This window comes from Streptomyces sp. NPDC046985, from assembly GCF_040644415.1.
GTDB lineage: Bacteria > Actinomycetota > Actinomycetes > Streptomycetales > Streptomycetaceae > Streptomyces.
Genome location: NZ_JBEYWK010000015.1, coordinates 192,641 through 216,054 on the forward strand (window position 1 = coordinate 192,641; position 23,414 = coordinate 216,054).

19 protein-coding genes and 1 pseudogene are annotated in these 23,414 nt (G+C 75.7%); 11 read left to right on the plus strand and 9 right to left on the minus strand.

Annotated elements, in window-relative coordinates; all coding sequences use genetic code 11:
* Positions 1 to 223: 223 nt before the first annotated feature.
* Positions 224 to 2,059: a glycoside hydrolase family 15 protein gene (locus tag ABZ861_RS20870; RefSeq protein WP_361632148.1), complete on the plus strand. Its 1,836-nt coding sequence runs from the start codon at positions 224 to 226 to the stop codon at positions 2,057 to 2,059.
* 378 nt (positions 2,060 to 2,437) lie between these two features.
* On the opposite strand, the gene ABZ861_RS20875 is transcribed toward ABZ861_RS20870, so the two are convergent.
* Positions 2,438 to 3,133, minus strand: coding sequence for a GAF and ANTAR domain-containing protein (locus ABZ861_RS20875; protein ID WP_361632211.1), 696 nt, complete (start codon positions 3,131 to 3,133; stop codon positions 2,438 to 2,440).
* A gap of 993 nt (positions 3,134 to 4,126) precedes the next feature.
* On the opposite strand from ABZ861_RS20875, the gene ABZ861_RS20880 reads away from it, so the two are divergent.
* A complete protein-coding gene (locus ABZ861_RS20880; RefSeq protein WP_361632150.1) occupies positions 4,127 to 5,554 on the plus strand; it encodes an alkaline phosphatase family protein in 1,428 nt (475 codons plus the stop codon).
* 208 nt (positions 5,555 to 5,762) lie between these two features.
* Here the strand turns inward: ABZ861_RS20880 and ABZ861_RS20885 are convergent, their stop codons facing one another.
* Together ABZ861_RS20885 and ABZ861_RS20890 are read right to left on the minus strand one after the other, a co-directional pair.
* Positions 5,763 to 6,581 (minus strand): fructosamine kinase family protein, encoded by an 819-nt coding sequence (locus ABZ861_RS20885; RefSeq protein WP_361632213.1) that lies wholly within the window; start codon positions 6,579 to 6,581, stop codon positions 5,763 to 5,765.
* A gap of 206 nt (positions 6,582 to 6,787) precedes the next feature.
* On the minus strand, positions 6,788 to 7,252 hold the full coding sequence (locus ABZ861_RS20890; RefSeq protein ID WP_361632152.1) for a low molecular weight protein-tyrosine-phosphatase: 465 nt from the start codon (positions 7,250 to 7,252) through the stop codon (positions 6,788 to 6,790).
* 447 nt (positions 7,253 to 7,699) lie between these two features.
* Here ABZ861_RS20890 and ABZ861_RS20895 point away from each other — a divergent pair, with 447 nt between their 5' ends.
* Positions 7,700 to 8,236, plus strand: a complete 537-nt coding sequence (locus ABZ861_RS20895; RefSeq protein ID WP_361632154.1) for a hypothetical protein — start codon at positions 7,700 to 7,702, stop codon at positions 8,234 to 8,236.
* A gap of 542 nt (positions 8,237 to 8,778) precedes the next feature.
* Here the strand turns inward: ABZ861_RS20895 and ABZ861_RS20900 are convergent.
* Both ABZ861_RS20900 and ABZ861_RS20905 read right to left on the minus strand, forming a co-directional pair.
* Positions 8,779 to 10,431 carry a glycerol-3-phosphate dehydrogenase/oxidase gene (locus ABZ861_RS20900; protein ID WP_361632156.1) on the minus strand — a complete coding sequence of 551 codons (1,653 nt, stop codon included), beginning with the start codon at positions 10,429 to 10,431 and terminating at the stop codon, positions 8,779 to 8,781.
* The gene (locus ABZ861_RS20905) at positions 10,428 to 10,988 is read right to left on the minus strand and encodes a TetR/AcrR family transcriptional regulator (RefSeq protein ID WP_361632215.1); all 561 of its coding nucleotides are present in this window, start codon (positions 10,986 to 10,988) and stop codon (positions 10,428 to 10,430) included. Before ABZ861_RS20905 ends, ABZ861_RS20900 begins: the two co-directional genes overlap by 4 nt.
* Positions 10,989 to 11,513: 525 nt before the next feature.
* On the opposite strand from ABZ861_RS20905, the gene ABZ861_RS20910 reads away from it, so the two are divergent.
* Positions 11,514 to 13,121 (plus strand): FAD-binding oxidoreductase, encoded by a 1,608-nt coding sequence (locus ABZ861_RS20910; protein WP_361632158.1) that lies wholly within the window; start codon positions 11,514 to 11,516, stop codon positions 13,119 to 13,121.
* Between the two features lie 79 nt (positions 13,122 to 13,200).
* Positions 13,201 to 14,082 (plus strand): diacylglycerol kinase family protein, encoded by an 882-nt coding sequence (locus tag ABZ861_RS20915; protein ID WP_361632160.1) that lies wholly within the window; start codon positions 13,201 to 13,203, stop codon positions 14,080 to 14,082.
* A 192-nt stretch (positions 14,083 to 14,274) separates the two neighbouring features.
* Here the strand turns inward: ABZ861_RS20915 and ABZ861_RS20920 are convergent, their stop codons facing one another.
* Positions 14,275 to 14,670 (minus strand): transglycosylase family protein, encoded by a 396-nt coding sequence (locus ABZ861_RS20920; RefSeq protein WP_361632162.1) that lies wholly within the window; start codon positions 14,668 to 14,670, stop codon positions 14,275 to 14,277.
* 238 nt (positions 14,671 to 14,908) lie between these two features.
* On the opposite strand from ABZ861_RS20920, the gene ABZ861_RS20925 reads away from it, so the two are divergent.
* The 6 genes and pseudogenes from ABZ861_RS20925 (at position 14,909) to hypE (ending at position 21,545) form a co-directional block, all read left to right on the plus strand.
* Positions 14,909 to 15,514, plus strand: coding sequence for a hydrogenase maturation protease (locus ABZ861_RS20925; RefSeq protein ID WP_361632164.1), 606 nt, complete (start codon positions 14,909 to 14,911; stop codon positions 15,512 to 15,514).
* 29 nt (positions 15,515 to 15,543) lie between these two features.
* The gene (gene hypB, locus ABZ861_RS20930) at positions 15,544 to 16,494 is read left to right on the plus strand and encodes a hydrogenase nickel incorporation protein HypB (protein WP_361632166.1); all 951 of its coding nucleotides are present in this window, start codon (positions 15,544 to 15,546) and stop codon (positions 16,492 to 16,494) included.
* Positions 16,491 to 18,857 carry a carbamoyltransferase HypF gene (gene hypF / locus ABZ861_RS20935; protein ID WP_361632168.1) on the plus strand — a complete coding sequence of 789 codons (2,367 nt, stop codon included), beginning with the start codon at positions 16,491 to 16,493 and terminating at the stop codon, positions 18,855 to 18,857. Before hypB ends, hypF begins: the two co-directional genes overlap by 4 nt.
* A gap of 3 nt (positions 18,858 to 18,860) precedes the next feature.
* Positions 18,861 to 19,133, plus strand: a pseudogene (locus ABZ861_RS20940) (HypC/HybG/HupF family hydrogenase formation chaperone); the annotation flags it as partial.
* Positions 19,134 to 19,282: 149 nt separating this feature from the next.
* A complete protein-coding gene (gene hypD / locus ABZ861_RS20945; RefSeq protein ID WP_361632169.1) occupies positions 19,283 to 20,470 on the plus strand; it encodes a hydrogenase formation protein HypD in 1,188 nt (395 codons plus the stop codon).
* Complete coding sequence (gene hypE / locus ABZ861_RS20950) at positions 20,463 to 21,545, plus strand: hydrogenase expression/formation protein HypE (RefSeq protein ID WP_361632171.1); 1,083 nt, start codon at positions 20,463 to 20,465, stop codon at positions 21,543 to 21,545. Before hypD ends, hypE begins: the two co-directional genes overlap by 8 nt.
* Before the next feature lie 199 nt (positions 21,546 to 21,744).
* Here hypE and hypA read toward each other — a convergent pair whose 3' ends face one another.
* From hypA to ABZ861_RS20965, 3 genes are read right to left on the minus strand one after another with little or no spacing between them, the layout of a single operon-like run.
* Positions 21,745 to 22,104, minus strand: coding sequence for a hydrogenase maturation nickel metallochaperone HypA (hypA, locus tag ABZ861_RS20955; protein WP_361632173.1), 360 nt, complete (start codon positions 22,102 to 22,104; stop codon positions 21,745 to 21,747).
* Between the two features lie 18 nt (positions 22,105 to 22,122).
* Positions 22,123 to 22,719 carry a DUF5947 family protein gene (locus ABZ861_RS20960; protein ID WP_361632175.1) on the minus strand — a complete coding sequence of 199 codons (597 nt, stop codon included), beginning with the start codon at positions 22,717 to 22,719 and terminating at the stop codon, positions 22,123 to 22,125.
* Entirely contained in the window at positions 22,716 to 23,312 is a 597-nt protein-coding gene (locus ABZ861_RS20965) for a NifU family protein (RefSeq protein WP_361632177.1), read from the minus strand. Before ABZ861_RS20965 ends, ABZ861_RS20960 begins: the two co-directional genes overlap by 4 nt.
* Between the last annotated feature and the right edge of the window lie 102 nt (positions 23,313 to 23,414).

Genomic DNA, 23,414 nt, shown 5'->3' on the forward strand with positions numbered 1-23,414 from the left:
CCTGACGCGGCTGAGACGGTCCCGCCGTACCGCCCGGCGAGCCCCGGTCCGCCGCCGGGGTACCTGGCCGCCGTTCGCGGAAACCTCCTCTCTTGCGGCCCCGCGCTCCTAAGCTGGACGTGCCGAAGCGTCCAGAACACCGGGCGGCGACGCGCTCGCGCCGCCGCCCGCGTTCCCGGACCGGCCCGAGAGGCCGGACTGTCCAGACAGGGAGGCCGCCGCCATGGCCGACGCCGAGAGTCCGCCGTCCGCGCCGCGCTACGTGCCCATCGCCGAACACGGGCTGATCGGAGACCTGCGCACCGTCGCCCTCGTCGGCAGCGAAGGCACGATCGACTGGTACTGCTGCCCCTCCTTCGACTCCCCCAGCGTCTTCGCCGCCGTGCTGGACGCCGAACGCGGAGGGCGCTTCGAACTCGGCGCGGTCCAGGCGGTGCGCACCAAGCAGTTCTACTTCCCCGACACCAACGTGCTGATCACCCGCTTCTTCAGCGAGGACGGCGTCGGGGAGGTGCAGGACTTCATGCCGGTGACCGACAGCACCGAGGCCGCCGCGGAGATCGACCGGCACCGGCTGATCCGGCGCGTGCTGTGCGTGCGCGGAACCCTCCCGTTCCGCGCCCGGGTGGCCCCCCGCTTCAACTACGGCGCCGACCCGCACACCCTCCGGGCGGAAGGCTGCATGGTCTTCTTCGAGTCGGAGAGCCTCTCCCTCGCGCTGACCTCCACCGTGCCCCTGGAGATCGACGGCGCCGACGTGCGCGCCGACTTCAAGCTCGCCGAGGGGGAGTCGGCGGTCTTCGCGCTCGACCAGGTCGGCGGCGACGTGACGCCTCGCCGATGCCCGCACCTGGAGGCCGAGGAGCAGTTCGCCGGCACCGTGGCGTACTGGCGGCGCTGGCTGGCGCAGTCCCGCTACCGGGGCCGCTGGCGGGAGCGCGTCCACCGCTCCGCCCTCACCCTGAAGCTGCTCACCTACGCCCCGACCGGCGCCATCGTGGCCGCGCCCACCACGAGCCTGCCCGAACGCCTCGGCGGCGAGCGCAACTGGGACTACCGCTACGTCTGGGTGCGCGACGCCGCGTTCGCCGTCTACGCGCTGCTCCGCCTCGGCTTCGCGGGCGAGGCCGAGGCGTTCATGCGGTTCCTCACCCGGCACATCAGTCCGGGCGACAGCAGGGCCGAGGGTCCGCTTCAGGTCATGTACGGCATCGACGGCCGCACCCACCTGCCCGAGCGCGAACTCGGCCACCTCCACGGCCACGAGGGCTCCGCGCCGGTCCGGGTCGGCAACGCCGCCGCCGAGCAGCTCCAGCTCGACATCTACGGCGCCCTGATCGACTCGATCTACCTCTACGACAAGTGGGCGCAGCCGATCTCCAGCGCCCAGTGGGACGACGTGTGCCGCCTCGTGGACTGGATCTGCGACAACTGGGACCAGCCCGACGAGGGCGTGTGGGAGACCCGCGGCGGCCGGAAGGACTTCCTGTACTCGCGCCTGATGTGCTGGGTGGGGATCGAGCGCGCCGTCCGGCTCGCCCACCGGCGCGGCCTGCCGGCCGACCTGCCCCGCTGGCGGCAGTCCCGGGACGCGATCTACCGCCGCATCATGGACCGCTGCTGGTCGCCGACACGGCAGGCGTTCGTCCAGTACGAGGGCGGCGAAGTGCTGGACGCCGCCGTGCTGATGATGCCGCTGGCGAAGTTCATCGCGCCCACCGACCCCAAGTGGCTGTCCACCCTCGACGCGCTCACCGAGGACCTGGTCTCCGACTCGCTCGTCTACCGCTACGACCCGCACTCCAGCCCCGACGGGCTGCGCGGCGACGAGGGCACGTTCTCCATGTGCTCCTTCTGGTACGTGGAGGCGCTCACCCGGGCCGGCCGGATGGACGAGGCCCGGCTCGCCTTCGAGAAGATGCTCACCTACGCCAACCATCTCGGCCTGTACGCCGAGGAGATCGGCCTCACCGGCGAACAACAGGGCAACTTCCCGCAGGCCTTCACCCACCTGGCCCTGATCAGCGCCGCCTACAACCTCGACCGAGCCCTGGGCTGACGGCCCGTCGGCGCCGCCGCGCCGCCCGGGACGCCCGTCGCGGTCGGCGCGCCCACGCGCCCGCCGGGCGGGGCCGGGCGCGGGCTGCGCGCTCGGGCCGTCGGCGCGGCTGGTCGCGCGGGCGCCGGCTCGGCGCGGAAGTCGCACCATGGGCCCTGACCCTTGTCCGCACTGCCGGACCCCGAGAGGCGGCAGCGGCGCGGACCGGGCTCGGGCGGCCCTCCGGACGGCGCTCGGACCCGGCGCGGGCGACCGCGTCGGCGAGGCGGGCGACCGGTGTGCGGGTGGAGGCGTCCGCGCAGCCCGTGCAGGTCGTAGGGGCGGTGTACGCGCCCGCGAGGCCGGTGAGCGGCGGGTACGGCGTCTACGGCCACCGTGTCAGGGCTTGGCGCCCCGGTTCTCGTCCCGGATGTTCTGGGCGACGTCGCGGAGCTTGACGTTGTGGTGCTGGGAGATGCGGCGCAGCACCGCGAAGGCGTCGTCCTCGCTGAGCCGGTGGCGCTCGCGCAGCATGCCCATGGCCTCGCCGATGGCGTGCCGGGTCTCCAGCGCGTGTTCGAGCTGGTCCACGGTCCGGGCGCCGGCGAGGGCGACGGCCGCGTGCGAGGCGAGCAGCCAGCCGGCCGTCTCACTCTCCGGGGTGAAGGCGCCCGGCTGGCTGGAGTAGCAGTCCAGCGCCCCGAAGTCCTCGTCCTCGGTGTACAGCAGGAAGCCCATCATGCTGCCGATGCCCAGGTCACGGGCGGCGGGCCCGAACCGGGGCCAGGCGGGCTGCGGCTCGGAGAGGTCGGAGATCCGGAACACCCGCTCGCCCTCCACCTTGCGGGCGGCGTCGAAGCAGGGGCCTTCGCCCAGCTCCCCCTGGAGCCGGTCGGACTCCTCCACCATGGTCCCGTGGACCGCGAGACTGACGGCGCGGCCCTTGCGCACGGCCAGGATCCCCGCCGAGTCGCACCCGTCGATCAGGCCGACCGCCGCCCCGACGATCTCGTCGAGCGTCGACTGGGTCGATTCCTGGGCCAGCAGGCGCCGGGCCAGCTCGGCCATCTGCTCGGCGAACTCGCGCCAGTCCATCTCCACCCGCCCTTCGTCCAGCCGTGGCGCCTACAGCGAGGGCGACGTCACGTGCGCAGTTCCAGGCCAGCCTACCGTTCGGCCGCCGCCGCATCGCGTCGCGCCGATCATGCACGGTCACGGCCGGAACGCCCGGACGCCCCGGCAGACCGCGCCGGGGAGTCGGCCGCGGCGGTCCCACAGGCGCGGGCGGCGGCCCCGGGAGCGCGGACGTCAACGGTGCGGGAAGCGCGGGCGTCAGTGGTCCGGGGAGGGAGGGCGTCAGCGGTACGGGAAGCGCGGGCGTCAGAGGTCCCGGGAGCGTGCGCGGTGGCGGTCCCGGGAGCGCGGGTGTCAGCGGTGCGGGAAGCGTGTGCGGCGGCGGTCCGGGGAGCGCGGGCGTCAGCGCGATCCTCCGTGCCCCGGCCGACCCGCCCGTCTCCCGGCCCTCTGTATCGGCCGCCCTCTGCCTGGCCGACCGCGCGGCTCTAGCGGGCGCCGCGCGGGGGCGGCCGCAGCCGGTAGCGCAGGCGCTCAGCAGTCGGGTCGCGGCCGCGGAAGCCGAGGCTCTCCCTGCCCCCTGCCCGGCCCCGAGCGGTCCCGCCCTGCATGGCCCCGAGCGGTCCCGTCCTGCCCAGCCCGGCCGGGACGCGGGCGCGGCAGGCGCCGTCGGCTCCTTCGACGGCGTCGAACCGATCCGGCGGCGCCTCCCGTGCGCCGGCGAGGCGACCGGCGCACGGCCCCGCTCCGCACTGACGCCCCGGACTGACGCGCCGGGCTGGGCGCCGCCGCACCCGCCGCGCGGACGTCCGTTCCTCGCCGCAGGACGAACGGCGGGCGACGCCCCGGTGTCCCGGCCCGGACGCGGCCAACCCCCACCCCGCGTTGGCCACTTGTTCATCCGTCGTCCCTGACTTCCTGTGCCGCGACGGGCACAGTGTTCCGGGCGGGCCCGTCCGGCAGTCGGCCGGACCGGTGCGCAGGAGAGCTTCTCCCGCTCAAAAAGGAGCAATCATGGCTGACTTGACACGCCGCAGACTCCTGGGTTCGGCCGCGGGCGCGCTGGGCGGCGCCGCGGCGCTCTCCCTCCTCCCACCGAGCGTCCAGAAGGCCGTCGCCGCCGGACCGCCCCGGCGCAGCTCGCTGCGCGACATCGAGCACGTCGTCATGCTGATGCAGGAGAACCGGTCGTTCGACCACTACTTCGGCACGCTCTCCGGCGTCCGCGGCTTCGCCGACCCGCACGCGCTCAAGCTCGATGACGGGCGCAGCGTCTTCTACCAGCCGGACGCCCAGAACCCCAAGGGCTACCTGCTCCCCTTCCACCTCGACACCCACAAGTCCAGCGCGCAGGCCATCCCGTCCACCAGCCACGCCTGGTCGGTGCAGCACGAGGCGTGGAACGGCGGCAAGATGGACCAGTGGCTGCCGGCCCACCGCAAGGCCGACGGCGTCAACGGCCCCTACGTCATGGGCTACTACACGCGCGAGGACATCCCCTTCCAGTTCGCGCTCGCCGAGACCTTCACCGTCTGCGACCACTACTTCTGCTCGGTCTTCGGCCCGACCTGGCCCAACCGCCTGATGTGGATGACCGGCACGATCGACCCGGGCGGCGCCCAGGGCGGCCCGATCACCAGCAACGTCGCGCCCACGCCGTACCGCTGGACGACCTACGCCGAACGGCTCCAGGCCGCCGGGGTGAGCTGGAAGGTGTACCAGCAGGACGACGACTACGGCTGCAACCTGCTGGAGCAGTTCGCCTCCTTCAAGAACGCCCAGCCGGGATCGGACCTGTACGAGCGCGGCGTACGGCCGCAGCCCGAGGGCACGTTCGAGGACGACGCGCGCAACGACCGCCTGCCTGCGGTGTCGTGGATCATGCCGACCAGCTACCAGTCGGAGCACCCGGACTACCTCCCGTCCGCCGGAGCGGACTTCGTCGCCTCCAAGATCGAGGCCATCGCGTCGAACCCCAAGGTGTGGCGCAAGACCGCGTTCATCCTCAACTACGACGAGAACGACGGCCTGTTCGACCACGTGCCCCCGCCGACCCCGCCCGCGGGCACCGCGAACGAGTTCATCAAGGGACTGCCCATCGGCGGCGGCTTCCGCGTGCCGGCGATCGTCGTCTCGCCCTGGACGGTCGGCGGCTGGGTCGCCACGGAGACGTTCGACCACACCTCGGCCCTCCAGTTCCTGGAGCGGTTCACCGGCGTCGAGGAGCCCAACGTCAGCGCCTGGCGGCGTGACACGTTCGGCGACCTCACGTCCGCCTTCCGCTTCTCGCACGGCCGTCCGCGCGCGCCCCGGCTGCCCGACGACACGGCGGAGCAACTGGAGAAGGCCAAGGAGGAGGTGGCGACGCTGCCCAAGCCGACCCTGCCCGGGGCCGACCAGACCTTCCCGCACCAGGAGAGGGGACGCCGGCCGCACCGGTGAGCCACCGCGCGCACGGCCGTACGCCGCGTCGCCGCGGCGTCGGCCGCGCGGCCGGGGCGCGCAACGGTCACCGGGTGAAGGCCGCTGATTAGGGAGATCACCGCGGGGAGATCACCGCCGGGAGGCCGCTGCACCAAGATCACCGCGTCCGGATCGCCGTCGGGGGCCAACGCGCCGAGATCACCGCACCGGGATCACCGCGTGCAGGTCACCGGGCGGTGCGCGCCGCCTCGATCGCCTGTTCGGCGTATCCCCGGCCGAACAGCACCGCGTGCACCAGCAGCGGGAAGAGCTGGTGCAGCCCTACGCGGTCGGCCCAGCCGTCGGCGAGCGGCGCCGCCTCCTGGTAGCCGTCCAGCACCCGGTCCAGGTGCGGGCAGCCGAACAGGCGCAGCATCGCCAGGTCGGTCTCGCGGTGCCCGCCGTGCGCGGCCGGATCGATCAGCCGGACCCGTCCGTCCTCGCCCCACAGCACGTTGCCGTTCCACAGGTCGCCGTGCAGCCGGGCGGGCGGCTCGGCGGGACCGGCCAGGTCGGGCAGCCGCTCCAGGACGCCGTCGAACACGGCGGCCTCGGCCGGGCGCAGCACGCCGTCGTCGACCGCGCGGCGCAGATACGGCAGCACCCGGTGCTCGGCGTACCACTGCGGCCAGTCGCCGCCGGGCGCGTTGCGCATCGGGGCGAGCCCGATGTACGCCTGTTCGGGGCCGCCCGGGGGAGCGGCCCCGAACGCGGGCGCACCGGAGGCGTGCAGCGCCGCGAGGTCCCGGCCGAACCGGAGCGCCGCCTCCGCGCTCGGCCTGCCCGAGGGGACCCAGTCGGTCACCAGCCAGTAACGGTCGTGGCCGTGCACCGCGGGCGCCGCTACCGCGCCCGCGTCGGCGAGCCAGCGCAGCCCCGCGGCCTCGGCGCGCGTCGCGCCCGGCTCGTGCCCGCGCTTGGCCATCACCACCCGCCCGTCGTCCAGCGTCGCCTCCGCCTGCGTGGCGGACAGCGCGCGCAGCGCGGTCACCGTCCGTCCGGTCAGCCGGGCGGCCGCGGCCCCGGGATCGTCCCCGGCGGGCGCCCCGTCCGGGCCCTCCGAGCCGGGGCCGTCCGCAGGCGGGTGATCGTCCCGCGCGGGCGCCGCGTCCTGCTGAGCCCCCTCGTCCCGCCGGTCCGGTGCGTCCCGCCGGTCCGGTGCGCCCCACCGGTCCGGCTCGTCCGCGCCCGGGTGGGGCGCCGGGTCGCGGGTCACGACGGCAGGCGCTCGCGGACCCAGGCCAGCAGCCCCGGCGTCGCGGCCTCGATCATGTCCAGGACCTCTTCGAAGCCGTCGGGACCGCCGTAGTAGGGGTCGGGCACGTCGAGATCGCCGGTCGCGTCCGGGTCGAAGGAGCGCAGCATCCGCACCCGAGAGGGGTCGCCGACGAGCCGCCGCAGCGCCTTCTCGTGGCTCCGGTCCATGGCCAGGAACAGGTCCGCGTCAAGGTGCTCTTCTCCGACCTGGGCGGCGACGTGCTCGACCGGGTAGCCGCGCCCGGCCAGCGCGGCCCCGGCCCGCTCGTCGATGCCCTCCCCGGCGTGCCACGGCCCGATGCCAGCGCTCGTGACACGCACAGCGTCGTCCAGCCCTTCCTCGCGCAGCCGCTCGGCGAAGACCAGCGCCGCGGACGGCGACCGGCAGATGTTCCCGCTACATACGAAACAGAGGTGCACGGGCCCAGGGTAGGGGGCGAGACGCGGACCGCGGGCGCGCTCCGCGGTCCGGCGGGCGGGCAGCGCAGCGGCCCTGACGGGCGGCCGGTGCGTCGTGTCGCGCCGGTCGGACTTCGTCCGCCCCCGACGCCTCGGTCCCGCACCGGCCCGGCGGTCCCGTCGTCCACCGGCGCCACGAAGGCCCGGTCCCGTCGTCCACCGGCGCCACGAAGGTCCGGTCCCGTCGTCCACCGGCGCCATGACAGCACGGTCCCTGCCCGCCGCCGTCAGCCCGCCCGGTCAGGGTCGGCGCGGCCGAGGCAAGTCCTCGGCGGCCACCGCACGAGGGTCCGGCGGCTGTGGCCAAGGCCACGCCTCGAAGGAGGCACGGGCCACAGGGCCGCCTACGGGGTTCGGGCTACGGTTTTCGGCAGTCCCGATGCCCGCGACAGCTCGAATGGTCCGGCAGTGCTCGAAGAACTCTCCCCGCTCATCGCGGCGACCGCCCAGTGGCTCACCAGCGCGTATCCCGCCTCCGGCGGAGCGCTGGGATCCGTGCTGTGCGAGATGCAGGCCCGCCAGGCGGTGACGGCCGCCGCCTGGCTGCGCTATCCCACGACCATGGACGCGGCCCTCGTCCGGATGTCGGGTCCCGGCGGCTCCGCCCGGCTGGACTGGGTCACGAGCGCCGACGGCGCCGTGGGCGCCGACCCGGAGGTGTCCCCCTGGCGCACCTGGGTGGACGAGGTGGTGGCGAGCTGGGCTGCCTGCCTGCTCACCGACCCCGGACTGGCCGGACGGGCGGTGGCGGCGCTGACGGCGCAGGCTGAGGCGCCGTACCCGACGGGAACCCCGGTCGAGTTCCGCCGCCTGGTCGCCCCCGACGAGCGGGACCGCGCCTCGGCCGCGCTGCTGCGCCACCCTGACCTGCTCGCACCCGTCGCCGCCCTGCACCGGGCACAGCTCCTGGACCGACTCGACTCGGGAGAAGCCCTCACGGCCTGACCGGCGGCCGCGGGCCGCACGACCGGCTGGCCACGACGGTCCCGGCTTGCCGCAACGGTCCCGGCGCCGTCGCGGCGACCGGCTAGTCGCGACGGCACCGATCGGACGCCATGAGCTGCTGGCGGCGACGGCCCCGGTCGGAGGCCACAAGCTGTTGGCTGCCGCAGTCCCCATGGTGCGGTACGACTTGCTGACGGTCACAGTTCCAGTGAGGCGTTACGACCTGCTCGCTGTCACGGTCCCGGTGGGGCGCCCTGCTCGCGGTCACGGCCCCGGTCGGGCGTCACGGCCACCGGCTCGCTGCTGCGGTTCGAGCGGCGCCACGACCACCGTCCCGCCACGACGGCCCCGGCCCTCGGTCAGCGCGTCCCCGCCGTCCCGCCGCGACAGTCCCGGCCCCCGGTCAGCGCGTGCCCGGCCGCCCTGCCCCCGCCCGCCCCAGCGGTGCCCGGCCGCCCCGCCCCCGCCCGCCCCAGCGGCGCCCGGCCGCCCCGCCACCGCCCGCCCCAACGGCGCCCGGCCGGTCAGCGGGCCTCCGCTGGTCAGCGGCTCCCCGCCGCTCCTGACGCTCCCGCTGCTCCCGATGCCTCCCCCGAGTCCACCGCAGCCCCCGCCTCTTCCAGCGCCTCCCGTGCGGCGGGCAGCGCTGCGGTGCGGTCGGCCGGGATAAGGCCGATGCGGGTGCGGCGGTCGAGCAGGTCGGCCGCGTCGAGGGCGCCCTCGTGCCGTACGGCCCAGATCAGTTCGGCCCGGGTGACGGGATGGCCGTCGACCACGGGGGCGCGCAGCGCCGGGTCGCCGTCGCCCAGGGCGTGCACCGCGGGCGCCTCGGCACCGTAGCGGCGGATCAGGCGGTGCGGCGCCCGCAGACCGGCGAGGACCCGGGGCGAGGCGGCGCCGACGAGCGGGAGCGAGGCGGTGGGGGAGGGGCCCGCCCGCAGACCGCGGGCGGCGACGGCCGCGTCGACGGCGTCCTCGGCCATCCGCCGGTAGGTGGTGAGTTTGCCGCCGATCACGGTGATCACGCCGTCCGGCGAGGTGAGCACCGCGTGCCGGCGGGAGACGTCGGCGGTGCGGGGCTGGGCGCCGGGCCCCTCGCCGGGCCCGGTGTCGAGCAGGGGGCGCAGTCCCGCGAAGGCGGCCGCCACGTCGTCCCGGTGGATCTCCGCGTCCAGCGCCGAGCCGAGGACGTCGAGTAGGAAGCCGATGTCGCTCTCGGGCGCCTCGGGGACGTCGGGCACGTCGCCGTCGACGGGCTCGTCGGTGAGTCCCACGTAGACCCGGCCGTCGCCCTGCGGGATGACCAGGACGAAGCGGTTGGTCTCCCCGGGGACGGGGATGTGCAGTCCGGCGGGCAGCGCGCCGAGGCGGGCGGAGCGCAGCACCAGGTGGGTGCCGCGCGAGGGACGGATGCGGATGCCCTCCACCAGGCCGGCCGCCCACACTCCCGAGGCGTTGATCACGGCTCGGGCGCGTATCTCGCCCTCTTCACCGGTGAGTTCGTCGCGCACACGGGCACCGGTGGAGGTGAGTTCCAGCGCCCGTACCCGGGTCAGGATCCGCGCGCCGCGCGCCGCCGCCGTACGCGCGACGGCGGTGACCAGCCGCGCGTCGTCGGCGAGCCGCCCGTCCCAGGACAGCAGTCCGCCGCGCAGCCCGGCCCCGCGCAGGGCCGGCGCGAGGTGACGGGTCTCCACGGCGGACAGCCGGCGCGGCGCGGGCAGGGTGGCGCGGGCGGTGCGCGCCGCGAGCCGCAGACCGTCGCCCGCGCGGAAGCCCGCCCAGGCGAGGGCGGCCTGACCGCGGGAGACCAGCGGGGTCAGCGGCAGCACGAACGGCTGGGCGCCCACCAGATGGGGCGCTGTCCGCTCCATCAGCACCCCGCGTTCGACCGCGCTCTCGTGGGCGACGTCGAACTGGCCCGAGGCCAGGTAGCGCAGTCCGCCGTGCACGAGTTTGGAGCTCCAGCGGGAGGTGCCGAACGCGAGGTCGTGCGCGTCGATCGCGGCCACGTCCAGTCCGCGGGCCGCGGCGTCCAGCGCGGCGCCCGCGCCGGTCGCGCCCAGCCCGACGACCAGGACGTCCACGGCGGGGCCGCCGACGGTCCGGGACAGTTCGCGGGCGCGGCGGGCCGCGGTCAGCGAGGAGCTGTGCGCGGGGGCGTGCGGGGCGGGTCGACGGGAGGCGGGGCTCATGGCGTCAAGGTCCTCTCCAGAAGGGTCCGCAGCTCCGCGAGGAACGCCTCTGCGGTGAGGCCGGGATCGTCCTCGTCGGTCATGGTGCGCAGCGACAGCGTGAAGGACTGCACGACCAGCAGCAGCGAGCGGGCCTGCCGTTCGGGGCGCCCGGGGCGCACCGAGCCGTCGGCGTGGCCCTCGCGCAGGGCGTCGGCGAGCAGGGCCAGCAGGGCGTCCTGGCTGGCGCCGCACCGGTCCAGCACATAGGGGAGCAGCAGCTCGGGGTCCACGTCGACGATCTTGCGGAACAGCGGGTGCGCGCGGAACGCGGCCACCCCGGCCACCAGACCGTCGACGATCAGGGCGCGGGCGTCGGTCCCGGGCCGCCGCTCGGGCATCGCCCGTGTGGCCACGTCGACCCACTCCCGCGTCATCAAGTCGCCCACCAGGGACCGGACGTCGGGCCAGCGCCGGTACAGCGTCATCCGGGAGACGCCCGCGCGCCGGGCCACGTCCGTCAGCGTCGTACGGCGCACGCCCACGGCCAGCACGCAGTCGCGCACCGCGTCGAGCACGGGATCGCCGACCGGGCCGCCCGCGCCAGGCGACCCCTCCCGGCCGCCCGCCCCGGGCGAACCGTCTCGGCCGCCCGCGCCGGGCGAGCCCTCCCGGCTGCCTGCGCCGGGCGAACCCTCCCGGCCGCCCGCGCCGGGCGACCCCTCCCGGCCGCCCGCGCCGGGCGAACCCTCCCGGCTGCCCGCGCCGGGCGAACCCTCCCGGCCGCCCGCCCCGGGCGAACTGTCTCGGCCGCCTGTGCCGGGCGACCCGTCCCGGCTGCCCGCGCCGGGGGAGCCCTCCCGGCTGCCTGCGCCAGGCGAACCGTCTCGGCCGCCCGCTCCGAGCGACTCCTCCCGGCCGCCCGTGCCGGGCGAGCCCTCCCGGCCGCCGCCGGCGGCGTCGCGCGCGCCGTCCCGGCCGTTCGCGCCGCCGGAACCCCCCGTGTCGTCCGGGCCGTCGGCCCTCTCCGCGCTGTTGTGACGAATAGGCGTCATGTGTCACAGTGTAACGCCCTGCGGACCCGACCGGTGAGGAACAACCCCATGGACATGCTGTGGAGCGGCTGGGGCGACCCGGCCAAGGCCGCACCGCTGCCCGACACGGTGACCGGACTGCTGCGCGACCTGCTCGGCGTCAGGCCCCGCGGCGCCGGCCCGGTCGCACTGGAGGACATCCGCGTCCCGGCGTCACCGCTGACCGGCGCCGCCCGCGCCGCCCTGGCGGCGGCCGTCGGCGACGAGGCGCACGTGCGCACCGACGCCGAGTCACGGATCCGCCGCACCCGCGGCAAGTCCACCCCCGACCTGCTGCGGATCCGCGGCGGCGACGTCAGCGACGTCCCGGCGGCCGTGGTGCTCCCCGCGACCCACGACGAGGTGCTGGCCGTACTGCGCGCCTGCGCCGCGCACGGCCTCGCGCTCGTCCCGTTCGGCGGCGGCACCTCCGTGGTCGGCGGCCTCGCCCCGCGGCAGCCCGCGGACCGTCGGCGCCCGTTCGTCGCCCTCGACGTGCGCCGCATGGACGCCCTGCTCGCCCTCGACCCGGTCTCCCGCACCGCGACCCTGCAACCCGGCCTGCGCGCCCCGCACGCCGAGGCGCTGCTCGCCGAACACGGCTTCACCCTCGGCCACTTCCCCCAGTCCTTCGAGTGGGCCACCATCGGCGGGTTCGCCGCCGCCCGGTCCAGCGGACAGGCGTCCGCCGGGTACGGCCGCTTCGACGAGATGGTGCTGGGCCTGACCCTCGCCACTCCCGAGGGCGCCCTGGAGACCGGCCGCGCGCCGCGCTCGGCGGCCGGCCCTGACCTGCGGCAGCTCGTGCTCGGCTCCGAGGGCGCCTTCGGCGTGATCACCTCCGTGACCGTGCGCCTGCGCCCGCTGCCGCAGACCCGCGTGTACGAGGGCTGGCGCTTCGCCTCGTTCGAGGAGGGCGCCGCCGCCCTGCGCCGGCTCGCCCAGGACGGGCCGCGGCCGACCGTGCTGCGCCTGTCGGACGAGACCGAGACGCTGATCGGCCTCGCCGACCCCGGCGCCCTCGGCGCCTCCGGCGCGCTCGAACCCGCCGGCTGCCAGGCCGTGGCGGGCTACGAGGGCGCCGCGGAGGACGTCGCGTACCGCAGGGAGCGGGCCGCGGAGGTGCTGCGCGCGAGCGGCGGCGCCCCGCTGGGCGAGGCGCCGGGCGAGCGCTGGGCGCACGGCCGCTACGCGGCGCCGTACCTGCGCGACGCGCTGCTGGACGCGGGCGCGTTCGCCGAGACCCTGGAGACCGCCGCCTTCTGGTCCCGCGTCCCCGAGCTGTACGCCGCCGTCCGCGGCGCGCTCACCGCCGCGCTCACGGAGTCCGGCACCCCGCCGCTGGTGATGTGCCACATCTCCCACGTCTACGAGAACGGCGCCTCGCTGTACTTCACCGTGGTCTCCGCCCAGGGCGAGGACCCGGTGGCGCACTGGGCGCCCGCCAAGCGCGCCGCCAGCGACGCGATCCTCGCCGCGGGCGGCACCATCAGCCACCACCACGGCGTGGGCGCCGACCACCGCGACTGGTACGTGAGGGAGGCCGGAGAACTCGGCGTCGAGGCCCTGCGCTCGGTCAAGCGGCGCCTGGACCCCTCGGGCCTGCTCAACCCCGGCGTCCTGCTGCCGCTCGACTGACATACCGTCTAACCCCGCCCTTCGCCGCCGGGCGCCTTGTCTCTTCCCGTTCCCGTCGTCCGCTCCCGGAGGTCCACCGATGCGACAGTTCACCGCCATCGTCAATCCCACGGCGGGCGGATCCACCGGCGCCGCGGCGCTGCTGCGGGTGGCCCGGCTGCTGCGGGAGGAGGGCGCCGAACTGGAGACGGAGTACAGCCGCAGCCTCGCCCACGCCCAGGACCTCGCCCGGCAGGCCGGCGAACGCGGCCGGGCGGTGCTGGCGGTGGGCGGCGACGGCATCGCCGGCGGCATCGGCGGGGCGCTCAGCGGCACCGGCACCCTCTTCGGCCTCGTCCCGGCCGGCCGGGGCAACGACTTCGCCCGCGCGCTCGCACTCCCCGCCGAGCCGGAGGCGCTGGCCCGCGTGCTGCTGCACCGGCCCCCGCGCCAGGTGGACGCCATCGAGGTGGAGTCCGCGGGCCGCCCCCGCACGGTCGTCCTGGGCAGTGTGTACGCGGGCGTCGACGCGCTCGCCAACCGGCACGCGAACCAGGCCCGGCTGCTGCGCGGCGCCGCCTCGTACTACGCAGGCGGGCTGCGGGCCGTCGCCACCTGGCGGACGGCGACCTTCCGCGTCACCGTGGACGGCGAGGAGCACACGCACCGCGGCTACACCGTGGTCGCGGCGAACTCGGCGTACTACGGCTCCGGGCGGATGATCGCCCCCGGCGCCCGCGTGGACGACGGCCGGCTCGACGTGGTGCTGATCCGCGAGGCGCCGCGCCGGCTCTTCTTCACCCTGATGAACGAACTCAAGTCGGGCGCCCACGTCTCCCGGCCCGAGGTGCGGATTCTGCACGGCCGGGAGATAGGGATCGAGGCCGACCGGCCGGTGCCCTACGGCGCCGACGGCGAGGTCGACGCGGTCCTGCCCGTCACCGCCCGGGTGCTCCCCGGCGCACTCGCCGTCCTGTGCTGAACGAGCCGCGGGGAGTGCTTCCTCGGGGCGGCCGCGCGAGCCGGTGAGCCGGGCGCCGCGGCCTGCGGCTGACGCCCGCTGGCCGGCGACCCCGCCCCGGCGGCAGGTTCAGGCCGCCGGGGCGGGGTCGTCTGGTCAGGGTCGTCTGATCAGGGTCGTCGGGTCAGGGTCGTCGGGCGCTCTCGGTCGGGATCAGGAGCAGCCCCAGGCCGACATCCCCTGGAGGACGGCCAGCCGCCGGGCGACGGCGATCTGCTCCGCGCGCGAGGCGAGGTCCGCCCGGGGCGCGTACCTCCGGCCGCCGGCCGCGACCCAGCTCGACTGGCGGAACTGGAGCCCGCCGTAGTACCCGTTGCCGGTGTTCGCCCGCCAGTCGCCGCTGGACTCGCACGCGGCGATGGCGTCCCAGTTCGGGCTCAGTGCGCCGGAGGCGTGCGCGACCGCCGCGGGGCCGGCGGTCAGCGTCGCGGAGGTCGCCGCGACCAGCAGCGCCGCGCGCAGGCCGCGACGGCGAGGAAGGCATGCGGGACGTCCTGATGTCCCGTCATGACAGACGGCGGTCCTGTGGATGTTCTGTCGCCAGATCATGCAAAGTTTGGTACATGATATCAGCATAAAATGGCTATGTGACACACCGTCGGTCCGGTCACTGACACCCTTCTCGCGCTCCGTATGGCCGAAGCGACCCGCACGGGCCGGGCGAAACGCCGGAGCGGTCCTTTCCGGCGCCCCGCGCAACGGACAGCATGCCGCGTCATGGACACCCCCGCGTGTGACCGGTGCCCCACCCCGGCCACCGCCCTCGTCCCGACCACGGAGGAATCCGATGACCATCCCGCCCGAGCACTCCACCCGGCTGCTGGTCGCCGGCGTCGGCAACATCTTCCTCGCGGACGACGCCTTCGGCCCGGAGGTCCTGCGCGCCCTGGCGGCCCGGCCGCTGCCCGCCGGCGTGCCGGCACGGGACTACGGCATCCGCGGCATGGACCTCGCCTACGCGCTGCTGGACGGATGCGACACCGCCGTCCTCGTCGACGCGGCCCCGCGCGGCCACCGGCCCGGCACGCTCTCGCTGATCGAGGCCGAACGCCCCGGCGCTGAGGCGCACACCGCCCCGCCGGAGGCCCACGGCATGGACCCCGCCCGGGTCCTGGCCCTGGCCGCCCACCTCGGCGACGGCCCGCTGCCGCGCGTACTGGTGCTCGCCTGCGAGCCCGAGACCGTGCCGCGCGGCGACGAGGACATCATGCCCGGCCTCAGCGCCCCGGTCCGCGAGGCCGTCGACCGGGCCGTGGACGCGCTGCACGCCATGGTCCCGGTCCTGCTCGCCGACCCCGCGGCCACGCCGTCCTTGGGCCGCCCGGACGAATCCGCACCCCCGCTCGCGGCTGCGCTGCCGACTCCGGCGGCCGACGCGGCCGAGGATCGGTGAAGAACCGACCTCTACCGAGGAGAAGTGCCATGTGCCGGTCCGTCGACGTCCAGCAGGCCGTCCTCGCCAAGAACGACGACTTGGCCGAGGGCCTGCGCAGCGAACTGTCCCGCCAGGGCGTGTACCTGGTGAACCTGCTGTCCAGCCCCGGCAGCGGCAAGACCGAACTCCTCGGCCGCGTGCTGGCCCGCGCCGTGGAACGGGACGTCCCCGTGGCCGCGCTGACCGCGGACCTGGCGACCGAGAACGACGCCCGCAGGCTGGCGCGTTCCGGCGCGCCCGTGCAGCAGGTGCTCACCGACGGGCTGTGCCATCTGGAGGCGCGCCAGGTGCGCACCCGGCTGGAGGGCTGGCTGCCCGACCGGACGCAGGTGCTGTTCGTGGAGAACGTCGGCAACCTCGTCTGCCCGGCCTCCTACGACCTCGGCGAGAGCCTGCGCGTCGTGCTGATGGCCGTCACCGAGGGCGAGGACAAGCCGCTGAAGTACCCCACCGCGTTCGGCTCCGCGCACCTGGTCGTCGTCGCCAAGACGGACCTGGCCGAGCCGGCCGGCTTCGACGAGGACGCGTTCCAGGCGAACGTGCACCGTGTCAACCCGGGAGTGGAGATCCTGCGCTCCTGCGCCCGCACCGGCGACGGCATCGACGCCCTCCTCGACCGCGTGCTCGCCGCCCGCGCCGGAACCCCGAGGCACCGTCCGCCTCTCGCCCCCGGCCCGCACGGCCACAACCACGGCGGCGATGGCGAGCACGGCCGCGAGCACGCGCACGGCCACAGCCACGACCAAGGCGACGACGAGCACGGCCACGGCGACGAACACGTGCACGGCCAAAAGCACGACCACGACCACGGCGGCGAGGACACGCACGACCGAGGCCCCCAGCGCGACGGCGGCCGCGGTCACGCCTCCGCGCACGGCGCCGCCGCCGAACCCGCCCCCCGCACGCACTCCCACCTGGCGACCACCCCGCTCTCGTGACCGCTCCCGCCACCGGTCCGGTACGCCGACGGCTGACCGTGCGCGGCACGGTGCAGGGCGTGGGCTTCCGGCCCTACGTGCACCGCCTCGCCGCGGATCTCGCGCTGGCCGGCTTCGTGAGCAACACCGCGGACGGCGTGCTGATCGAGGTCGAGGGGCCGCCGGACGGCGTGGCCCGCTTCTGCGACCGGCTCGCCGCGGGGCCGCCGCCGCTGGCCGCCGTGACCGGCATCGGGCAGGAGGACGTGCCCGCCACCGGCGCCACCGCCCCGTTCGCCATCCGCCCCACCGAGCACTGCGCCGGACGCACCCAGCTCCCGCCCGACACGGCGACCTGCGCCGACTGCCTGCGCGAACTGGCCGACCCGGCCGACCGCCGCCACCGGCACCCCTTCATCACCTGCACCCACTGCGGCCCCCGCTTCACCGTCGCCACCGCGATGCCCTACGACCGGCCGGCCACCACCATGGCCGGCTTCCCCCTCTGCCCGGCCTGCGCCCGCGAGTACGCCGCCCCCGCCGACCGCCGCTTCCACGCCCAGCCGGTCGCCTGCCCCGACTGCGGTCCGCGGCTGCGGCTGCTGCCCGCCGCCGGCAGCGGCCTGCGCCCGTCCCGGGACGCCGAGGCGCTGGCCGCGGCCCGCTCGCTGCTCGCCACGGGCCGGATCGTCGCCGTCAAGGGCCTCGGCGGCTACCACCTGGCCTGCGACGCCGCCGACCCGGGCGCCGTCGCCGCCCTGCGCTCCCGCAAGGAACGCGGCGGCAAGGCGTTCGCGGTGATGTGCGCGGACCTGGCCGCCGCGGAGCGCGTCGCCGTCCTCGGCGAAGCCGAACGCGCCGCGCTCACCAGCCCCCGGCGGCCCGTCGTCCTGCTGCGCCGGCGCACGCCGGCCGAGCGGCCCCGCCCGGCCGACGAGGTCTGTCCGGGCAGCCCGCACATCGGCGTGATGCTGCCCTACACGCCCCTGCACACCCTGCTGTTCGGCCTGCCCGGCGACCCGCCGGGACCCCGCGTCCTGGTGATGACCAGCGGCAACCGCTCCGGCGAGCCCATCGTCACGGACGACGCCGAGGCGCTGACCCGGCTGGCCGGACTCGCCGACGCCTGGCTCGCCCACGACCGCCCCATCGCCTCCCCGTGCGACGACTCCGTGCTGCGGGTGCGCCCCGACGGCACCGAGCAGGTGCTGCGCCGCTCCCGGGGCTACGTTCCCCGCCCGGTGCGGCTGGCGTTCGCGCTGCGCCCCGCCCTCGCGGTCGGCGGCGACCTGAAGAACGCGCCCTGCGTGGGCGACGGCGAGCACGCCTGGTTCGGCCCGCACATCGGCGACATGGGCGACGTGGCCGCCCTGGAGGCCCACCGGCGGGCCGAACGCCACCTGCTGACCCTGACCGGAGTCACCCCCGAACTCGTCGCCGCCGACCGCCACCCCGGCTACCACTCCGTACGCCGTGCCCGCGACCGGGCTGCCGGACTGCCCGTGCCCCGGCCCGTGACCGTCCAGCACCATCACGCCCACGTCGCCTCCGCGATGGCCGAGCATGGACTGGATGGGTCCGCGCCGGTGATCGGCGTCGCCTTCGACGGAACCGGATACGGCGACGACGGCACCGTGTGGGGCGGCGAGGTCCTGATCGCCGACTTCCGCGGTCACCGGCGCTTCGCCCACCTCGCCCGCGCCCCGCTGCCCGGCGGCGACGCGGGCGTGGTCAACCCCTGCCGCCAGGCCCTGGCCCGACTGTGGGCGGCGGGACTGCCGTGGGGCCCGGACCTGCCCAGCGTCGACGCCTGCGCCCCCCAGGAACTCACCCTGCTCAAGCAGCAGTTGACGAGCAACGCGGCCTGCGTGCCCACGTCCAGCATGGGCCGCCTCTTCGACGCCGTGTCGTCGCTTGCGGGCCTGTGCCACCGCGCCCACTACGAGGCTCAGGCGGCGCTGGAACTGGAGGCGGCCGCCGCCACCGTCCGGGACGCGGACGCGGCGGCCTACCCCTTCGGCTTCAGCGCCGGACCGGGCCCCCTGGTGTTCGACCCCGCGCCCCTGCTCGCGGCGCTCCTGGAGGACCGGCGGCGCGGCGTCCCGGCGCCCGTCCTCGCCGGGCGCTTCCACCGGGGCGTGGCGCGGGCCGTCGCGGAGATCTGCCGCCGCGCCCGCGCGGCCACCGGTCTGGGCGCCGTGGCGCTCAGCGGCGGCGTCTTCGCCAACGGCCTGCTGGAGCAGGAGTGCGCCGACCTGCTCGCCGACGACGGCTTCGCCGTACTGCGCCACGGCGAAGTGCCCCCGAACGACGGCGGGCTGGCCCTCGGGCAGCTCGCCGTCGCGGCGCACCGGCGGACCTCAGACAGCGACGAGACGGAGTGACCCATGTGCTTGGCCGTGCCCGGCAAGGTCGTGTCCATCGACCACCGCGCCGACCCGCTCACCGGCCTGATCGACTTCGGCGGTGTGCAGAAACGGGCGTGTCTGGAGTACCTGCCCGATGTGCGGGTGGGGGAGTACGTGATCGTCCACGTCGGCTTCGCCCTGCAACGGCTGGACGAGGAGTCGGCCCGCGCGTCGCTGGAGCTGTTCGAGCAACTGGGCCTGCTCGAGCAGGAGTTCGGCGATCCCTGGCGGCAGGCGGCCGACCAGGCCGGAACGGGAGACGCCCCGGCGCCCGCCCCTGTCGCGGCGTCCGCGCCCGCCCCGGCGTCCACGCCCGCCCCTGAGCCCGGTTCCGCCCCGGCACCCGCGCCCGCGCCCGCCCCGGCGGTCGTGACCTCCGAGGAGAGCGGGGGCGAGCACCGGTGAAGTACATCGACGAGTTCAACGACCCCCAGCTCGCCCGGAAGCTGCTGGACGAGATCCGCGCGACGGTCACCCGGCCGTGGGCCCTGATGGAGGTCTGCGGCGGCCAGACGCACTCGATCATCCGGCATGGCATCGACCAACTTCTGCCGGAAGAGGTCGAGTTGATCCACGGACCGGGCTGCCCGGTGTGCGTCACCCCGCTGGAGGTGATCGACAAGGCGCTGGAGATCGCCGCACGGCCCGGCGTCGTCTTCTGCTCGTTCGGGGACATGCTGCGGGTGCCGGGCACCGACCGCGACCTGTTCCGGGTCAAGGGCGAGGGCGGCGACGTGCGGGTGGTGTACTCCCCGCTCGACGCCCTCCGACTGGCCCAGCGGCACCCCGACCGGCAGGTGGTGTTCTTCGCCATCGGCTTCGAGACGACCGCGCCGGCCAACGCCATGGCCGTGCACCAGGCCCGCCGTCTGGGATTGGACAACTTCAGCCTGCTGGTCTCCCACGTGCGGGTCCCCCAGGCCGTCGAGGCGATCATGACCGCGCCCGCCTGCCGGGTGCAGGCGTTCCTGGCCGCCGGCCACGTGTGCAGCGTCATGGGCACCGCCGAATACCCGGAGCTGGCCGAGCGGCACCGGGTGCCCATCGTGGTCACCGGCTTCGAGCCGCTGGACATCCTGGAGGGCATCCGCCGCGCCGTGCACCAACTGGAGCGCGGCGAGCACCGGGTGGAGAACGCCTACCCGCGCGCGGTGCGCGAGGAGGGCAACCCGGCCGCGCTGCGCATGCTGGAGGACGTCTTCGAGGTCACCGACCGCTCCTGGCGCGGCATCGGGCTCATCCCGCTCAGCGGCTGGCGGCTCTCACCCGCCTACCGCGACTACGACGCCGAGCACCGCTTCGACGTCACCGGCATCCGCACCGAGGAACCCGCCGAGTGCCGGGCCGGCGAGGTCCTCCAGGGCCTGATCAAGCCCACCGAGTGCGCCGCGTTCGGCGACGCCTGCACTCCGCGCACCCCGCTCGGAGCCACCATGGTCTCCAACGAAGGCGCCTGCGCGGCCTACTACCTGTACCGCCGCATGAACGGCGCGCCCCCGCAGGCCGCCCCGGCGGCGCGCGGCTCCCGCATCCCGCGGGAGGGTGAGGAGGCGCGGACGGCGCCGGAGGAGAGGAACCCCGTTGCCTGAGCTGACTCCCCCCGCGGCCGAGGCGCCCGTCGACCCCGCGAACTGGACCTGCCCCGCCCCCCTGCACGACCAGCCGGTCGTGGTGATGGGCCACGGCGGAGGCGGGGCCCTGTCCGCCGAGCTGATCCACGGCGTGTTCGCCCCGGCCTACGGCAACCCCGTGCTCGACGCCATGGGCGACTCCGCCGTGCTCCGGATGGGCGGCGCCCGGCTCGCGTTCTCCACCGACTCCTACGTGGTGCGGCCGCTGTTCTTCCCCGGCGGCTGCCTCGGCGACCTGGCGGTCAACGGCACCGTCAACGACCTGGCGATGAGCGGCGCCCGGCCCGCCTACCTCTCCGCGGCCTTCGTCCTGGAGGAGGGCGTGGAACTGGCCGTCGTCGACCGGATCGCGCGGGCCATGGGCGCCGCGGCCCAGGCGGCCGGCGTCACCGTGGCCACCGGCGACACCAAGGTGGTCGAGGCCGGACACGGCGACGGGGTGTACGTCACCACCGCCGGGATCGGCCTGGTGCCCGACGGCGTGGACATCCGGCCGCAGCGGGCCCGCCCCGGCGACGCCGTCATCGTCAGCGGCCCGATCGGCCTGCACGGCGTGGCGATCATGAGCGTGCGCGAGGGGCTGGAGTTCGGCGTCGAGACCGCCAGCGACACCGCGCCGCTGGCGGACCTGGTGGCGCACATGCTGGCCGTGACGCCCGACGTCCACGTGCTGCGCGACCCCACCCGGGGCGGCCTCGCCGCGTCCCTGAACGAGATCGCCCGCGCCTCGGGCGCCGGAGTGCGGCTGCGGGAGCGGGCGATTCCCGTCCCGGAGGCCGTCGTCAACGCCTGCGGCTTCCTCGGCCTGGACCCGCTGTACGTCGCCAACGAGGGCCGGCTGGTGGCCTTCGTGCCGCCCACCGAGGCCGAAGCGGTCCTCGCGGCCATGCGCGCCCACCCGCAGGGCGCCGGCGCCGCGCTGATCGGCGAGTGCGTGGACGAGCATCCCGGCATGGTGGTGGTCTCCACCGCCCTCGGCGGCGCCCGGGTCGTCGACATGCCGCTCGGCGAGCAACTGCCCCGCATCTGCTGACGCGTGGAGGAGCCCCGCGGCGTCCGGCGCCGCGGGGCCCCCGCGTGCCGGAAGCCCGTCGGACGGGGCTCCCGCGCCCCTGCGGAGTCAGACGGGACTCTCGCACCACCGCCGCGCCAGGCGGGACTCCCGCACCGCCACCGCATCAGGCGTGCTCCCGCACCACTACGGCGTCAGACGTGCTGCGCACCACACGGCGTCAGGCCGACGGCACCGGCCCCGTCTCGATGCCGGTGATCTCCAACTCCCGGCCGCTGCGCAGCTCCTGGGAGGGGCGGTCGCAGCGCGGACACCAGAAGAACGGGGGCGTCCCCACCGCGAACTCCGCCGCGCAGGGCGTGCAGTACGCCTGTGCGGACACCAGCTCGACGACGAGCCGCGCCCCGGCCAGGGCAGTGCCCTGCCGGGCCACTTCGAAGGCGAAGTCCAGGGCGTCGGGCACGACCCCGGACAGCTCGCCCACCCGGACGGTCACCGCCGAGACGGCGTCCGTCCCGCCGGCCTCGGCCATCTCCTCGGTCCGTTCGATGATCGCGGTCGCGATGGACAACTCGTGCACGCTCAGCTCGCCTTCCGCTCAGCCGCGTTCCGTCAGCCCGTCGAAGAACTCCTGCACGGCCGGCCAGACCCGGCCGCCGCCGGACAGCCCGCGCCACTCGCGGCGCACGACCGCGACCATGCGGAAGCAGTCGTCGACGGGCACGATCCAGTGGTGGTCCATGCCGCGGGCGGAGTTCACCAGCAGCGCCTCCACGTCCGGTTCCATGGCGGCGAGTTCCGGGCACGCCTCGGTCGTCCGCCGCCAGGCCGCCGCGTCCACCCCCCACCGCATCGCCCCGGCCGGGCTCGGGCCCTGCGCGGTGACCGTGCCGTCCGCGTGCGGCACGAAGAAGACCAGTCCGACCGGCACTCCGAGGGCCGCGGTGTCCACTGCGCGCAGCCGCTTCCGGCGACTCGGGACCAGCCGGAGGGTTCCGCCGCCCGCGCGGTTCCCGGGGAAGAGCACCGAGCAGGGGCGGCAGACGCAGCGCACCTGCGCCTCGGCGGTGTCGTAGAGGTGGGGGTGCTCGTCGGGCACCGGGGCGGCGCACAGCTCGCACACCTCGGTGGCGGCCGCGGCGGCGCGCTCGGAGGAGGACCGGATCAGGCGGGCCAGCGCCCCGTCCGCGCTCACCCCGCCCCCTGTGCGCCAGAGGCGTTCCCGGGCCGCCGCGTCAGCGAGTCCAGCGGCACGAAGGCAGGCGCCGAGCGCTGACCGGCGGGGTCCTCGACCGGCTCCACGTCCCTCAGCTCCGGCGCCGCGGCGAGCACGGCCGCCCGCACCGCCTCGCCGAAGTCGGGCTTGCCTCCGCCGCACCCCGAGCCGCATCCGCCGCCCGCGCTCAGCCGGACCCGGGCCACCGCGTCGGCTACCCCGGCCCACTCCACGTCGCCGCCCTGCTCGCGCACGGCGGGCCGCAGGCGCTCGACCGCGCGCTCGGCCCGGCGTTCGGCGGACTCCGGATGGATCGCGTGCAGCACCATCAGGTGACCCAGCAGTTCGTCCTCGGCCAGCCGCCCGGCCAGTTCCGCGTCGGCCTGCTCCAGCACCCGGGCCAAGGCCTCGCCGTAGACCTCGGTCAGCAGCGTCACGGCCTCCAGCGCGGGCGCCGCCGGGCCGGGCGCGGACTCCAGCCCGGCCAGCAACGCGTCGATGCGGGCGAGCCGTTCCTCGACGTCCGGGTCACCGAGCCGCACGGCCGGACGGTCCTGCTCCACGTCAGACAATGCCCGCTCCGTAGGTGGGGGTGTGGGTGGTGGTGAGGGTTCTGCCGTTGCCGAGGTACATGTGGACGCCGCAGGGGAGGCAGGGGTCGAAGCTGCGGACGG

Excerpts from the sequence above, each read along its gene's own strand:
- ABZ861_RS20880 (WP_361632150.1), top strand. The coding sequence starts at position 4,127 with ATGGCTGACTTGACACGCCGCAGACTCCTGGGTTCGGCCGCGGGCGCG.
- hypB (WP_361632166.1), top strand. The coding sequence starts at position 15,544 with ATGTGCCGGTCCGTCGACGTCCAGCAGGCCGTCCTCGCCAAGAACGAC.
- ABZ861_RS20925 (WP_361632164.1), top strand. The coding sequence starts at position 14,909 with ATGACCATCCCGCCCGAGCACTCCACCCGGCTGCTGGTCGCCGGCGTC.
- ABZ861_RS20870 (WP_361632148.1), top strand. The coding sequence starts at position 224 with ATGGCCGACGCCGAGAGTCCGCCGTCCGCGCCGCGCTACGTGCCCATC.
- ABZ861_RS20920 (WP_361632162.1), bottom strand. The coding sequence starts at position 14,670 with ATGATCTGGCGACAGAACATCCACAGGACCGCCGTCTGTCATGACGGG.
- ABZ861_RS20875 (WP_361632211.1), bottom strand. The coding sequence starts at position 3,133 with ATGGACTGGCGCGAGTTCGCCGAGCAGATGGCCGAGCTGGCCCGGCGC.
- ABZ861_RS20900 (WP_361632156.1), bottom strand. The coding sequence starts at position 10,431 with ATGAGCCCCGCCTCCCGTCGACCCGCCCCGCACGCCCCCGCGCACAGC.
- ABZ861_RS20910 (WP_361632158.1), top strand. The coding sequence starts at position 11,514 with ATGGACATGCTGTGGAGCGGCTGGGGCGACCCGGCCAAGGCCGCACCG.
- ABZ861_RS20915 (WP_361632160.1), top strand. The coding sequence starts at position 13,201 with ATGCGACAGTTCACCGCCATCGTCAATCCCACGGCGGGCGGATCCACC.